The organism is Sphingomonas albertensis (assembly GCF_014358075.1).
GTDB lineage: Bacteria > Pseudomonadota > Alphaproteobacteria > Sphingomonadales > Sphingomonadaceae > Sphingomonas > Sphingomonas albertensis.
On the sequence record NZ_JACONT010000007.1, the window covers coordinates 50,311 to 63,672 of the forward strand.

Sequence of the window (13,362 nt, forward strand, 5' to 3'; positions counted from 1 at the left end):
CTGTTGTGATATTTACTCAATAGTCCTTCGTGTATTTGACGCTCGCGCTTTGCCCGCCACTCGATCCCGCTGCCGACAACAGGCTGAGCGCCCTTGTCAGTGCGATCTCGAGCTGGGTCGAGGTGAAGCCCTTCGCGTCGGTCACGATCTCCACATAAATGTTCTTCGTGATGTACTTGCCAGCAGCCAGGCTGGTGCCGCGACCGGTCGCCTCGTCGGCGCCGAGCACGCGCAACCGGTCGAACCCGGTCGCCGAGCGCAGTTTGCCGAGCGGGTTGAGACCGCCGCCGCCCGATCCGCGTAGCGAGTTCAGCGCCGACGCCAGCTGGATCGCCTCGGTCGCCGACAGATTGGCCGGGCTCGACCCAAACAGCAGGCGGCTGAGCACCTCGTCCTGCGGCAGGGTCGGCGTCGAGGTGAACGCGATCTGCGGGCGCTGGCCGGTGCCCGTCACGTTGATCGTCACGGTGATGTCGCTGGTCGTGGTGCTTGCTTCGATGTTGATGTCCGGATCGGTCAGCGCGCCGCCACGGAAGCGGATCTGCCCCTTGGTGACCTCGAACCGCTTGCCCGAGAACGAATAGGTCCCGCGGACGATATCCAGACCGCCGGTGACGATCGGCGCGGAGGAGGTGCCGCCGATCCGCATGTCCATCTCCCATTCGGATTCGAGGCCCATGCCCGAGACGAACAGCTGGTTCGGCGCGCGGACGCGGAGATCGAGCTTGAACGAGCCGGCGTTGGGCACCTCGGACCGATCGGTCGACAGCGGCGTACGCACATCGCCCTTGCGCCGTACCCCGGTCAGTTCGGGGACTTCGGCCTGGCCCTGGCGGATGATCTGATAGCGCGCCTCGGGGATCTGGAGATCGCCCTGGATCAGCCCGCCGTTGCGATCGTGCGTGAGGCGGACCGTGCCGGTCGTGGTGGCGCTGATCGCGTCGCTCTTGGCGAGCTGCGCATTGTTCAGCGTCGCACGGATGTCGATCGGGAAGCCGCTGTCCGCCGCAAAGCCGATCTTGCCCTGCGCCTGTACGGTGCCGTCGCCGGCCTTCGCGTTAAGCTGAGTCAGCTGCAGGTCGGTGTTCGAGAAGCGGCCCGCGATCCGCATCTGCGACAGGCGCGTGCCGTAGGTTTCGTTGTCATAGGTCAGGTTATCGGCGCGGACGACGCCGTTGAGCTGCGGTGCCTGCAAACGCCCGGAGAAGTCGGCGGCTACCGCGATCGGCCCTGACAGCTGCTGGTTCGGGATAGCGGCAAAGCTGAACAGCACCGCGGACGGGCCGTTATAGCGAATGCCACCCGACAGCGGCGCGGCCATCAGGCGCGTGCTCCACGAGCCGTTGCCAGCCGGCAGCGGTCGCAGGTTCGCGACCATGCGGCCGATAACCGACGTGCCCCGACGGACCAATGCACGACCGGTAGCGCCATCGCCGCCGAGTGTTCCGGCGAACACGATGTCGACCGGCTCGGAGACGGCAGCAAGACCCGAGCGGGTGAAGTTGGTGACGGTCACGCGTGCGTCGGCGGTCGGCAATGCGGCCGAGTTTGCCTGCGAGAAGTCGAGGCTGCCGGTCGCCTTGCCGCCGATGCCGAGGTTCGGGACCAATGCGGACAACGTCGAGAGGTCGAGGCGATCGAGCCGGACCTGCGCGTTCGTACCACGGCCATAGCTGCCCGCCAGACGCGCCGAACCGCCGCCTGCACCACCGAAGTCGATCCGGGTCGGCGACAGGCGATATTCACCCTTCACCGCCTGGATGCGCGCCGGGTTGACGGTGCGGAAGTCGATCCCGTTCGCCTGGCCCTGTGCGGCGACGAGGTAGTTGTTCGGGCTGAGCTTGGCGTTGACGGCGAGGCGGAACGGGACACCGTTCGAGCCCGTCAGCAACGCCTGCGCGGTGCCGTTGCCGCCGACGTAGTTCACCTTCGCGCGCGCCGCCGAGAGGACGATCGCGCCGTAGCGCATGTCGGCGATCTGCGCGTCGGCGACGATCTGTGGCGTCGGCGTCATGACCGCGGTGGCGTTGACGATCGCGCGGCCGATGGTGAAGTCCACCATCCCCGGGATCTTGGCACCGTTTGCGCGCGCGGCGACGTCGGCGCGCTGGTAGCCGCCTTGGTTGGCAAGGCGGACATTGCCCGTCAGACCCTGCCCGGCGAACTGGAGCGCACCCGCGAACGGACCTGCCGCAGTCTGGACGATCCGGCCACGACCAGTGATCCCGGCGAACACCACGCGGCGCACATCGACCGCCAGCTGCGTGCCCGCCGTAACCAGCACATCGGCGGTGAATGGGCCGTAGTTGGTGCCGCCGCTCGCGGTGACGGCATAGGCGCCGCCACGGCCCACGATCCGCGCGTTCAGGTTGACGAGGCCGACGCCGACGCCCGGACGTGGCGCACGGAGGACAACGACCGGTGCCGTCGCGCTACCCGTCACGCGGGCGGACAAGGGGCCGTAGACAGTGGAATAGGCATCCGCATTCACCAGCACCGCGCCGGTGGCGGGATCGAAGCGGCCTTCGCCACGCGTGACGCGGAATTGTGGCGCGTTCATCCGGAGATTGCGGAAGGTCACGATGCCTTCGGGGCTGTAGCCGATGTCCGAGCGGACGATCGCGTTGCCGCCGAGGAAGCTACGCGCGCCTTCGTTGAAGATCTGCGCGGTCTGCGCGACGACACGGCCGGTGATGCCGAAGCCACCATTCGGGCCGGGCACCAGCTTCGCGTCGGTCGTCAGGTTGACGATACCGATGCCGTCGACGCGGTAGTTGTTGACCCGCCCCTTCAGCGCGCCGGTGTAGCGGCCGGTGGACATGTTCGCGACGACCACCGCGGTCGCGTCGATCTTGTCGGAGCGGATCTTGAGGTTGTCGGAGAGGACGTTGACGCCAGAGATCGCGAAATCGCCGTCGATCGCGACGTTCGTGGCGAGCCCGCCGACCGCTGCATTTAGGCCCGTCACGCGACGCGCACGTGCCTTCACGGGCACGAGGATGCGGTCCGAGTTCACGCGCGCGAGACCTTCGGCGTAGATGTTCTCCACCCCCATGTCGCCGAACGCGATCGTCGCCGCGCGGACCTTATAGTCGACTGTCGGCGTTGCGAACGCACCGTCGAGCACGACGCGCGCCGTGACGTCGCGACCGCGCAGGTTCGGCAGGATCGCGCCCGGGGTGAGCAGCTTCGCGTTCACTGCGAAATTGCCGAACCGGCTGTTGGCGAGATCGATCAGGCCGCCGGCGTCGACCGCGAGCGCGTCCGACTTTAACGTCATCCGCGTGTCGGCCTTGCGGTCGTTCAGCGTGGTATCGATCGCGACATCGAGCTGTGGCGCGGTCAGGCGCTCGACTGGGCCTTCGAGATACAGGCCAGGACGCGTCGAGCCGCGTACTTCGATGTGGCCGTTCTTCGCGGTCAGCCCGAGGTTCGCTAGCTGCCCGCCGCCGAGCGTCGCGACAGCGCGACCCTGCCAAGACGCCCAGCTGCCACGACCGTCGACGCTCGCAGTCAGCGGCGCCTTGAACGAGCCCATAGTCGAAACGACGCCGCCGACCGGTGCAGTCAGCTTCACGTTGACGTCGAGCTTGTTCTGCTCGGGCACCGCGTCGAGCGTGAGCACGAGGCGGTCGCCGCCAGCGATACCGCGGCCGGTCAACGCGGTCGCGTTGGTCGTCAGCTGCGCGCGCTTGTCGGCGATGTGCACCGCGCCGTCGATCTTCACGATATGCGTCTGGCCAGTCACCGGCTTGGCGATGACGAAACGGTCGATCGCCAACCGGTTCACGTCGATGTCGAGATCGGGGAGCAGCGGCGCGTTCGGATCGGTCGGTGTCGCGTTCAGCACCGGGCGGCGCTGCAACGTGACGAGCGGTGTCGTTAGCGAGCGCACGTCGACATGGTTGTTGGCGAACGCGAACGGGCGCCAGTCGACGGCGAGCTTTGGGCTGGTCAGGAAGACGCCCTTGGGATCGGACACGCGGACGTCGCTGAGTGTCATCGCGCCGTAGATCGAGCCGTCGATCCGACCGACCTTGATGTTGAGCCCGGATGCGGTGGTGTAGCCACCGATCTGATCCGCGACGAGGCGGCGGCCCGGATCGGTGTTGATCCCGAACAGCACGATCAGCACGAGCGCAATCAGCCCGACGACCAGGATCGCAAGCCATTTCAGGATGCGCTGCCACAACGGGCGACGCTCGACGATCACCGTTTCGGACTGCTCGAACTGGTCCCGCTCAGCAGGGCCCTGTTCAACAGGGGGAGTGCCGTTTTCGGCCATCAGAATGCCTGCCCGATCGAGATGTAGAGGGCGATCTTGCCGTCGCCCTCGCGTGGGTTCAGCGGCGTCGCGACATCGATACGCATCGGGCCGAAGCTGGTGTAGAAGCGCCCGCCAATGCCCGCGCCGTAGCGCAGGGACGACAGGTTCGGCGTGCTGCTCTCATAGCTGTTGCCGGCGTCGATGAACGGCACGATGCCGAAATCGCCGAACCGGTAGCGGGCCTCGAGCGCGAATTCATTGAGCGAGCGACCGCCGACCGGGTTGCCGTTGGGATCGAACGGCCCGAGCCGCTGATAGCCATAGCCGCGCACCGATCCGCCGCCGCCGCCATAGTAACGCCGCGATGGTGCCAAATCATCGCGGTCGACGCCCTGGATCGAGCCGGCCTTGGCACGTCCGGCGATCACGATGCTGCTGGAGACGGGGTAGTAGAACGTCCCCTCGATCATCGTCCGGATATACGGCTTCACCGAACCCTGCACCGATGTCTCGGGGCTGAGGTTCAGCGTCAGGCGATAGCCCTTGGTCGGGTTGAGCAGATTGTCCGAGCGATCGAACCGCACCTGCCCCGGCAGCGCGACGATGCCGTAGGTGCGGCGCACGTCCCGGCCTTGCGCGAAATCGTAGACGCTTTCGTTCGTGCCGACGAGTTCGCCGCCGTAATAATAGGTCAGCGGCTTCTGCCAGATCGGCGTCGAATCGTAGCTCCAGCGAACGCCGACGCTGGTCGTGAACGCGTCATAGGCGTCGTAATTCGAATGGTTAGCGCCCGCGGTCAGGCTGAACGTCTTGTCGCGCTTGCCGGCGTTCGCGCGGCGGAACGTGCCCGATACGCCCTGCTCCTGCGTACCCGCGATCACCGAGGCGATCAGTGCGCCCTCGTACGGGAACAGGTTGCGGTGCTGCCAAGTGCCTTCCGCGCGGAAGCCCTGCCCGGTCGAGAAACCGACATTGCCGCCGAGCGAACGCGGCTTGCCTGCGCTCTGGCGGACCAGCAGGTCGACCTGTTCGGTGCCGTCGGGAGCGATCGTGCCGGTGCGAACCGGCTCCACCGATACGGTCGAGAACTGCGACGTCGCGACCAGCGCATCGCGCAGGTCGTCGGTCATCCGGTTGTCGTAGAGTTCGCCCGACTTGAACCGCGGGAACAGGCTCAGATGCTCCAGATTGAAGACCGGATCGCCTTCGGTCCGCAGCTGTCCGAACGACGAGCGAGGACCCGTGTCGACGGGCAAGGTGTACGCGCCGGTCGGGGTCTGGTCGTCGAGCAGGATGTCGCGCTCGCCGACCTTGACGAACGGATACCCCTGCTGCGGCAGCGTCAGGCTGACGTTCGCCTCTGCGCCCTGGATGCGCGCCGCTTCGATCGGGTCGTTGACCTTGAGTGGCAATTGCGTGCGGACCAGATCCGGGGGCGTCGTCGGATCCGCCTTCACGGTGATCGACGACAACGAATACAGCCGGCCGGGCTGCGCGCTGACGGTCGCCTTCAGCCGCGCGGGCTTGGTCGTGTCGGCATCGGGGATCGTCTCGATCGTCGAGATCGCGGTAGCGTCGTAATAGCCGAGCGACTTCAGCAGTCCCACCGCGAGCGCCTCGTCCTCGCGGGCACGCGCCGCGACCTGCGTGGCGTTCGCCGCCTTGCCCTTGCCTTCGGCGAGCGCGGACAGCGCCTTATATTCGCCTTCGAGCCCGTCGCCGGCCTTGTCGAGACCCTTGGTCGCGGTCTCGTAGCGGATTTCCGGCGCGTCCTTGTCCTTGATATCCGCGGCGGTCTGGAGCGGGGTCGTGTCGAAGCTCGACAGCGGCGTCAGCGGTTGCGCGAGTTGCGGATCGCTGGGACCGGTCGGCGGCAGGACGTCGCCCGCAAGCGTGGTCGCGGGAGACGTCGCGGTTGCGGGCGTTGCGGGTGCCTGGGTTGCAGGTGTCTGGTTCGCAGGTGCCTGGGTCGACGGAGCAGGCAGCGGCGCCATCGCTTCCAACGGCGCATTCAGGTCACCGCTGAGCGGCGGCAGCGCGCTGTCGAATTCGGAATCGGGAACGATCGGCGCGTCGGAGCGCGGCTCGGTGGACTGCGGCTGATCGCTCCGCTTGGGCGCGTCGGGACCCTTGGCCGGGGCAGTGCCCGGCTTGGCAAGTTGTGCGGAACCGATACCCGCAAACCCCGTTGTCGACGCTACCAACGCCAGAGCGAGCCAATGATGCCGGCTGTTCGAAGCTGTCACACGATCCCCTTTACGGACGGCAATCGTGTACGATTCACCCCCATCTTCGTCCACGTAACGCACGTAAGACGGCTTGGTTTCCAACAAATTTACCTCAGACACAGCCGATTAGGCCACCGACCGGCATGACGACGGTATCACGGCCGGGGCGGTCGATCCGTAGCGTCGCCGACGTCACGGTCGCGCCGGCCGAGATGTCGGCGCGGACGGCGACCGCCATGTCCAGCGTCGCGGTGACGTCGCCACCACGGTACACGGTGACCCCGCCAAAGCCGAAACCGATCGCGGCCGACTGCGTCGCCATCGCATAGTCGGTCGTCTTGCCGTCGACCGTCAGACGGATCTGCGCGGGGTCGGCGGTGGCCATCGCAACGAGTTGGCGGCCGGCGTCCATGCTCCAGAGATACGCGGCGCACCCCTTGGCGGGAAGCTTCTGCTTGCCGATCGCGCCGAGCGGGCCCGGACCCGGATTTGCAGCTGGCGCAGGCGTCGCGGCTTGCAACGCGAGCATAAGAGCGAGCGATATCATGACGTCAGGCCTATCATGAACAGCCACGCGGGATAACCCGCGATCGCCAGCAACGCGCCGAATGGAAGCGCGGTGTCCGCCGCCATGCTGCGTCCCTTGAGATACGCGGAGAGGACAACGCCGAGCCCGATCATGCTCGCGATCAGCAGGATCGCGGGCAACATCTGCCACCCGAGCCAGAGCCCGATCGCGCCGAACAGCTTCGGATCACCGCCGCCCATCCCGTCGCGTCCACGCAAACGTCGATAGCCGAATGCCACCAGCCACAGCGTGCCGAACCCGGCGATGCCGCCGATCAGTCGCTCGGACAGCGGCGGATCGATGCCGAGCGCCGCGCTCGCTATTCCGGTGGCGGCAAGCAGAAGAGTGAGTCGATCGGGTAGCCAGAACGCGACGAGATCGAGGCTGGCGAGCGCGAGGAGCAGCCAGCCAAAGACCGCCCCCACGATCCCGATGGGCCCCGGCACGACGAGCCCCGCCGCGGCGCCGATCGCGAGGCCAGCCAGCTCGATCCGCCAGTGGACGGGGCTGATCGGTGTGCGGCACGAACGACAGCGTCCTCTCAGCACAAGAGCGCTGAGCAGCGGCACGAGGTCGATCGCGCGCAGCGTTCTGCCGCACGCATCGCAGGCCGAGCGCCCGTGCATCACAGATCGCCCATCGGGCCAGCGTGTCACCAGCGCCGCGACGAAGCTGCCGATGATCGCGCCTAGCACGCCCAGCGACGCCGCCCAGAACGCCGCCTCAGACACCCGTTTTCCGCACCAGATAGCGATACACGCCGAGGAGGTTGATCCCGAACAACACGATGTTCTGCGTGCCCAGCGCCCAGTCCCCGGTCAAGGCCGCACCGCTCAGCCACGCGATCGACGAGCCGACGAACAGCACGAACCCCCACCCCGTCACGCGCCGCCCGAAATCGAGCGATACCATGAACGCTGCGATCACCCCCGACGCGGCGGCACACCATTTGAGCGTCGTGATAAGGGTTTCCATGCAGACGGGTCTAGGCGCGTCCGCCCGTGCTTTGTATTGCCGCACATCAACCCCAGATACGGGGCAGAAAAATACATGGAGAGCTGAAGTGGCCGCCGATCGAGATCCCATCGTCATCCTGTCCTACGCGCGCACGCCGATGGGTTCGTTCCAAGGCGCGCTCTCCGGCGCGACAGCGACGCAGCTTGGCGCCGACGCGGTGCGCGGTGCGGTAGAGCGGTCGGGCGTATCGGCTGCCGAGATCGAGCGAATCTACATGGGCTGCGTGCTCCCCGCCGGGCTTGGCCAAGCCCCTGCGCGACAGGCTGCGATCAACGCCGGGCTCGGCGATCATGTCGAGGCGACGACGGTCAACAAGATGTGCGGATCGGGGATGCAGGCGGCGATCCTGGCGGCGGATGCGCTGGCAGCGGGCTCGGTCGACCTGCTCGTCGCCGGCGGCATGGAGAGCATGACCAACGCGCCCTATCTTTCGAAGAGCCACCGCGGCGGCGCCCGGATCGGCCATGACCGGATGTACGATCACATGTATCTCGACGGGCTCGAGGATGCGTATGAACCCGGCAAGCTGATGGGCAATTTCGCCGAGGACACCGCGCACGAATACCAGTTCACGCGGGCGCAGATGGACGATTACGCCATCGAATCGCTCCACCGGGCACAACGCGCGCAGAAGTCCGGCGCGTTCGACCGCGAGATCGTCTCCGTCGATATCGCCGGACGCAAGGGCACGACCACGGTTTCGCTCGACGAACAGCCGGCTAAGGGTGATGTCGCCAAGATTCCGACGCTGAAGCCTGCCTTCTCGAAGGACGGCACGATCACCGCCGCCAACGCCTCGTCGATCTCCGACGGTGCCGCGGCACTGGTGATGACGCGTGCGAGCGTCGCCGAGCGCCTCGGGATCACGCCGATTGCGCGCGTCGTGGCGCATGCCGCGCATGCCCACGCGCCGTCGCTGTTCACGACCGCACCAGTGTTCGCGATGCGCAAGGCGATGGAGAAGGCCGGCTGGTCGGCGTCGGACATCGACCTGTTCGAGGTCAACGAAGCCTTCGCCGTCGTCGCGATGATCGCGATGCGCGATCTCGGGCTGCCGCATGACAAGGTGAACATCCACGGCGGCGCATGTGCGCTAGGCCATCCGATCGGCGCAAGCGGCGCGCGTATTCTGGCGACGTTGCTGTCAGCGCTGGAGACTACCGGCCAAAAGCGCGGGCTCGCTTCGCTCTGCATCGGCGGCGGCGAAGCGACCGCAATGGCGGTGGAATTGATGCGCTAGTCTTCTTCCCCCCTCCCTGAAAGGGAGGGGTCGGGGGTGGGTTGCCCTCCGCATCACGCGCGCGCAGTCTCGGGAGATGCGGCGCGTTCCCCCCGCGATGACACGGCGTACTCGGGAGTTGCGCAATCATCCGACGGATGCGGAGATCGCGATCTGGCACAAGGTCGCGTATTTTCGGCCTCGGTTCACGCGGCAGTTGGTGGTGGAGCGGTACATCGTCGACTTGGCGTGTCGTGAGGTCCGGCTCGCGGTTGAGTTCGACGGCAGTCAGCATATCGATTCGATTCGCGACCTTGCGCGCACGCAGCGTCTGGAAGCGCTAGGCTGGACGTTAATCCAGTTCTGGAACTCCGACGTCGCCCGCAATCCGGACGGTGTAGCGGAAACGATCCTGGCAAAGGTGATCGACCTCCAGCGGCCGACCCACCCCCAACCCCTCCCTTCCAGGGAGGGGAGCTAGAAGGGGGCAAGAAGGGTAATCGGTACCGAACCCCTCTTCTTACCCCCTCCCTGGAAGGGAGGGGTTGGGGGTGGGTCGGCTTCCGTATCACGCACCGCCGCCCCGGAAGCTAAACCCCGACCCCTCAAGGCAGAACCTCACCAGCCTCCACACCCCAAAGTCCGCTAATCTGCACGAACCCCGCCTGCCCCTTCACGTCCATCCGGCACCAGCCATTCCCGCACTGGCTCAACCGGCCGACCACGCCCGGCGCCGCGCGCCACAACAGCCGACTCCCTGAAACCGGCTTCTCCCGCAGCTCCACAGGCCCCGCCCCGCGAACGATCGCGGTCCGCGTGCCGCTCAGCAAATTCGCCTGCATCCAGCCCTCGGTCCCGTCGGGATCCGCGACCTTGCGCCATTCCTTGAAGATCGCGACGACCTTGATCGGCAGATCCTGGCGCTGGTACAGCCAGCTCGCGGGATAGGTCCGCGCGGGCCCGGTCCGCATGCGCGCGCGCGTCGCCGAGATCGACGCATAATAGGGTACGCTCCGCTTCGCATCAGCGGCGGTCGCCGGGTCCGGCACCAGCGCCACGATGACGAAAGCGGAAAGCGCGGCGGCGAGAATGCGCATGGTCATGTCCTAACTGGCGAGACGACGTCCTATCGCGACGAACCGCATTCCTCAACCGAAGTTGAAGGCTCGACGGCGACGGGACGGCGACGAGACGTTGACGGGCACGAGCGCCTTCGCCAAGCCGGTCGCATGATCGACACACGCCGCTGTCCGAACCCGAAGGTCGTCGTCACCCGCGAGCTGGCGGATACGCTCATGGACCGGATGGAGGCGCTGTTCGATACCCACAACAACCGCCCCGACGCCAAGCTGACGCGCGAGCAGCTCGCCGCCGCGATGGCCGATTGCGACGTGCTGGTCCCGACCGTTACCGACGACATCGACGCTGCCCTGATCGCCGGCGCCGGCGACCGCTTGAAGCTGATCGCGAACTACGGCGCGGGCGTGAACCATATCGACCTGACGGCGGCGCGGGCTCGCGGCATCATCGTCACCAACACGCCGGGGGTGCTCACCGAGGACACCGCCGACATGACGATGGCGCTGATCCTGTCGGTCCCCCGCCGCCTAGCCGAGGGCGAAAAGCTGGTGCGGTCGGGCCAGTGGAACGGCTGGAGCCCGGGCGGGATGCTCGGCCACCGGATAGGCGGCAAAGCGCTAGGCATAGTCGGCATGGGGCGGATCGGCCAGGCGGTTGCGCTCAGGGCGCGCGCGTTCGGGCTGACGATCCATTACCACAATCGCACCCGCCTGCCCGCGGTCCGCGAGGCGCAACTGGCGGCGACCTTCCACGAATCGCTCGACGAGATGCTTGCGGCGGTCGACATCGTCACGATCCACACGCCGCTCAATGCCGACAGCCGCGACCTGCTCGACGCGCGGCGGATCGCGCTGATGCGCCCGCATGTCTACCTGATCAACGCGGCGCGCGGCGGGATCGTCGACGAGGTGGCGCTGGTCGAGGCGCTGGAGAACGGGCGGCTCGCTGGTGCTGGGCTCGACGTCTGGGCGCATGAGCCGGTGATCGATCCGCGCCTGCTCGCGCTGCCCAACGTGGTGATGCTGCCGCATATGGGGTCAGCCACGCTCGAAGGCCGGATGGCATCGGGCGAGCGCGTGATCCAGAATATCCGGATGTGGGCGGACGGGCATCGACCGCCGGATCAGGTTCTCGACGGCTGGGCCTGACGGCGGAGGATAAACTGCATCAACTTTGCGGAACCGATATCGCAATGCAGCATTTGTCAGATACCCCCGGTGAACAGGAGTATCCCCATGAAGACGTTTGCTATTTCCGCCCTGCTGGTCGCATCCGCCGTGTCGATGAGCGCGTGCTCGACGCTTAAGGGCGCGGGCATCGGCGCCGCCGGTGGCGCAGGCGTCGCGGCGGCCACTGGTGGTAGCATCGAGAAGGGTGCGGCCGTTGGCGGTGCCGGTGGCGCGGTGGTCGGCACGGTCGCCGACTGATCGAGAACTTGGTGGGACATGCGGGAATATTGCCCCTGTCCCACCAAATTACGGCGTCCGACAGTTTGGTGAGCCATTAATCCTCCCCCGCCAGGGGGAGGAGGCACCGAAGGTGACGGAGGGGGAGGACGCGGAACAGAGGTTGCCCTCTCCTCCCCTCCGTCTGGCAAGAGCCAGCCACCTCCCCCTAGCGGGGGAGGATTAAACCAAACGCCTCAGACCGCTCGCCTCAGACCGCGCGCATCCAGTGCGTGCGGGCGACCGTTCCGGTCAGCACTTTCGACCCGAACGCCTTAATGATCTTGGCGGCGTCGGCACTGTTCATCAGCACGACCCGCGTGCCCCCCGACGGCAGCGTCTCGATCGCGCTGATGATCGCTCCGTGCTTCTTGCACATCGCAACGACCTGAGGCTGCTCGACGCTGACGTTCACCGCCCGCGAAATCGGCACGACCGTCTCGGAGACCTGCTTTGCGACGACCTGCTTGTCGACGGCCGGCTTGTCTGCGCCCGTGGTCACGATGCGAGCGCCCCGGTTGCGATGTATGGATAGATCGTCATGCGGCATTCCCGGCTCGGAGCGGGAGCGCAAAGCATCTCTCAGTCGCAGCCTGCCCGTACGAAGCGCCGCGATGGATCCGTTATGCGCGCAATGCCCGGAAACGGCAATGGCCGCGCTACGCCCGCACCCGCAACAGGGCCAGTCCGAAGCCGATGAAGATCCCGCCCGTCACCCGGTCGAACGCCCGCCGCAGCGCCGGTCGCGTCAGGTATCTGGCGAGCGTCCGGCCGCCTGCCGCATAGATGCCGTACCAGATGCTCTCGACCACCGCGAAGGTCGCGACGAGGATCGCGAACTGCGGCGCCTGTGGCGATGCGCGATCGACGAATTGCGGGAGAAAGGCCGCGGCGAACAGCAACAGCTTGGGATTGCTGATGCCGATGACCAACCCGCCGCGGAACAGCCGGCGGGTGGAGACCGTCACCGGCAGCGCGTCCGCGCCGACGTCGATCGGAGACCCTGCCCCGCGCCATGCCTTGATGCCGAGGAACACGAGATACGCGACCCCGGCATAGCGCAGCGCGTCGAACACGCGGGGCCATGCGGCCAGCAACGCGGATACGCCCGCCGCCGATGCCGCAAGCACGAGTATCAGTGCGGTCAGGCACCCCGCCATCGCCGCGATGCTGCGGCGCGCGCCGAACGCCACGCTGCGCGTCATGACGTGCAGCATATTGGGACCCGGCGTCCCGCACAGCAGGACGATCGCGATGACGAACAGCCACCATGCGTGGAGTGTCATGTCTGCCCCTGCCTCTCAAAGAACCGTAACTTAGCGACTATCAGCACGCCGGACGTGTTCGGTGTTTATCGTCTCGAAGCAAGAGAGCGGCCGCGTTCGAACGACGGTCCGCTCTTCCTTGTTCTCCCGCGAAGGCGGGAGCCCAGTCTGGATCCCCGCCTTCGCGGGGAAACACGCTACCCTTGCTCCCGGCCGATAAGTGCCACTCTGTTCAGCGCCCGAGACCTTGCGAAGCCGATACTATCGAAAAGT

At 66.7% G+C, this 13,362-nt stretch carries 12 protein-coding genes; 4 read left to right on the plus strand and 8 right to left on the minus strand.

Annotation, left to right across the window (positions count from 1 at the left end; all coding sequences use genetic code 11):
- Positions 1-16 precede the first annotated feature (16 nt).
- From H8S47_RS05110 to H8S47_RS05130, 5 genes are all read right to left on the minus strand, one after another.
- Positions 17-4,285 carry a translocation/assembly module TamB domain-containing protein gene (locus tag H8S47_RS05110; protein WP_187502838.1) on the minus strand — a complete coding sequence of 1,423 codons (4,269 nt, stop codon included), beginning with the start codon at positions 4,283-4,285 and terminating at the stop codon, positions 17-19.
- Complete coding sequence (locus H8S47_RS05115; protein WP_328805429.1) at positions 4,285-6,513, minus strand: BamA/TamA family outer membrane protein; 2,229 nt, start codon at positions 6,511-6,513, stop codon at positions 4,285-4,287. The genes H8S47_RS05110 and H8S47_RS05115 overlap by 1 nt, the downstream gene beginning before the upstream one ends.
- A 94-nt stretch (positions 6,514-6,607) precedes the next feature.
- Entirely contained in the window at positions 6,608-7,042 is a 435-nt protein-coding gene (locus H8S47_RS05120) for a hypothetical protein (protein ID WP_187502839.1), read from the minus strand.
- Complete coding sequence (locus tag H8S47_RS05125; RefSeq protein ID WP_187502840.1) at positions 7,039-7,794, minus strand: prepilin peptidase; 756 nt, start codon at positions 7,792-7,794, stop codon at positions 7,039-7,041. Before H8S47_RS05125 ends, H8S47_RS05120 begins: the two co-directional genes overlap by 4 nt.
- Entirely contained in the window at positions 7,787-8,038 is a 252-nt protein-coding gene (locus H8S47_RS05130; protein ID WP_055879041.1) for a hypothetical protein, read from the minus strand. The genes H8S47_RS05125 and H8S47_RS05130 overlap by 8 nt, the downstream gene beginning before the upstream one ends.
- An 88-nt stretch (positions 8,039-8,126) precedes the next feature.
- Between H8S47_RS05130 and H8S47_RS05135 the strand changes: the two genes are divergently transcribed.
- A complete protein-coding gene (locus H8S47_RS05135) occupies positions 8,127-9,320 on the plus strand; it encodes an acetyl-CoA C-acyltransferase (protein WP_328805430.1) in 1,194 nt (397 codons plus the stop codon).
- Positions 9,321-9,396: 76 nt separating this feature from the next.
- Positions 9,397-9,780, plus strand: a complete 384-nt coding sequence (locus H8S47_RS05140; RefSeq protein ID WP_187502842.1) for an endonuclease domain-containing protein — start codon at positions 9,397-9,399, stop codon at positions 9,778-9,780.
- Positions 9,781-9,904: 124 nt separating this feature from the next.
- Here the strand turns inward: H8S47_RS05140 and H8S47_RS05145 are convergent, their stop codons facing one another.
- Positions 9,905-10,402 (minus strand): SH3 domain-containing protein, encoded by a 498-nt coding sequence (locus H8S47_RS05145; protein WP_187502843.1) that lies wholly within the window; start codon positions 10,400-10,402, stop codon positions 9,905-9,907.
- Positions 10,403-10,528: 126 nt separating this feature from the next.
- Between H8S47_RS05145 and H8S47_RS05150 the strand changes: the two genes are divergently transcribed.
- Both H8S47_RS05150 and H8S47_RS05155 read left to right on the plus strand, forming a co-directional pair.
- The gene (locus H8S47_RS05150) at positions 10,529-11,527 is read left to right on the plus strand and encodes a 2-hydroxyacid dehydrogenase (protein WP_187502844.1); all 999 of its coding nucleotides are present in this window, start codon (positions 10,529-10,531) and stop codon (positions 11,525-11,527) included.
- Between the two features lie 87 nt (positions 11,528-11,614).
- Entirely contained in the window at positions 11,615-11,806 is a 192-nt protein-coding gene (locus H8S47_RS05155; protein WP_187502845.1) for a hypothetical protein, read from the plus strand.
- Between the two features lie 229 nt (positions 11,807-12,035).
- On the opposite strand, the gene H8S47_RS05160 is transcribed toward H8S47_RS05155, so the two are convergent.
- Together H8S47_RS05160 and H8S47_RS05165 are read right to left on the minus strand one after the other, a co-directional pair.
- Positions 12,036-12,326, minus strand: coding sequence for a hypothetical protein (locus H8S47_RS05160; RefSeq protein ID WP_187502919.1), 291 nt, complete (start codon positions 12,324-12,326; stop codon positions 12,036-12,038).
- A gap of 157 nt (positions 12,327-12,483) precedes the next feature.
- Positions 12,484-13,110, minus strand: a complete 627-nt coding sequence (locus H8S47_RS05165; protein ID WP_187502846.1) for a LysE family translocator — start codon at positions 13,108-13,110, stop codon at positions 12,484-12,486.
- Positions 13,111-13,362: the final 252 nt, after the last annotated feature.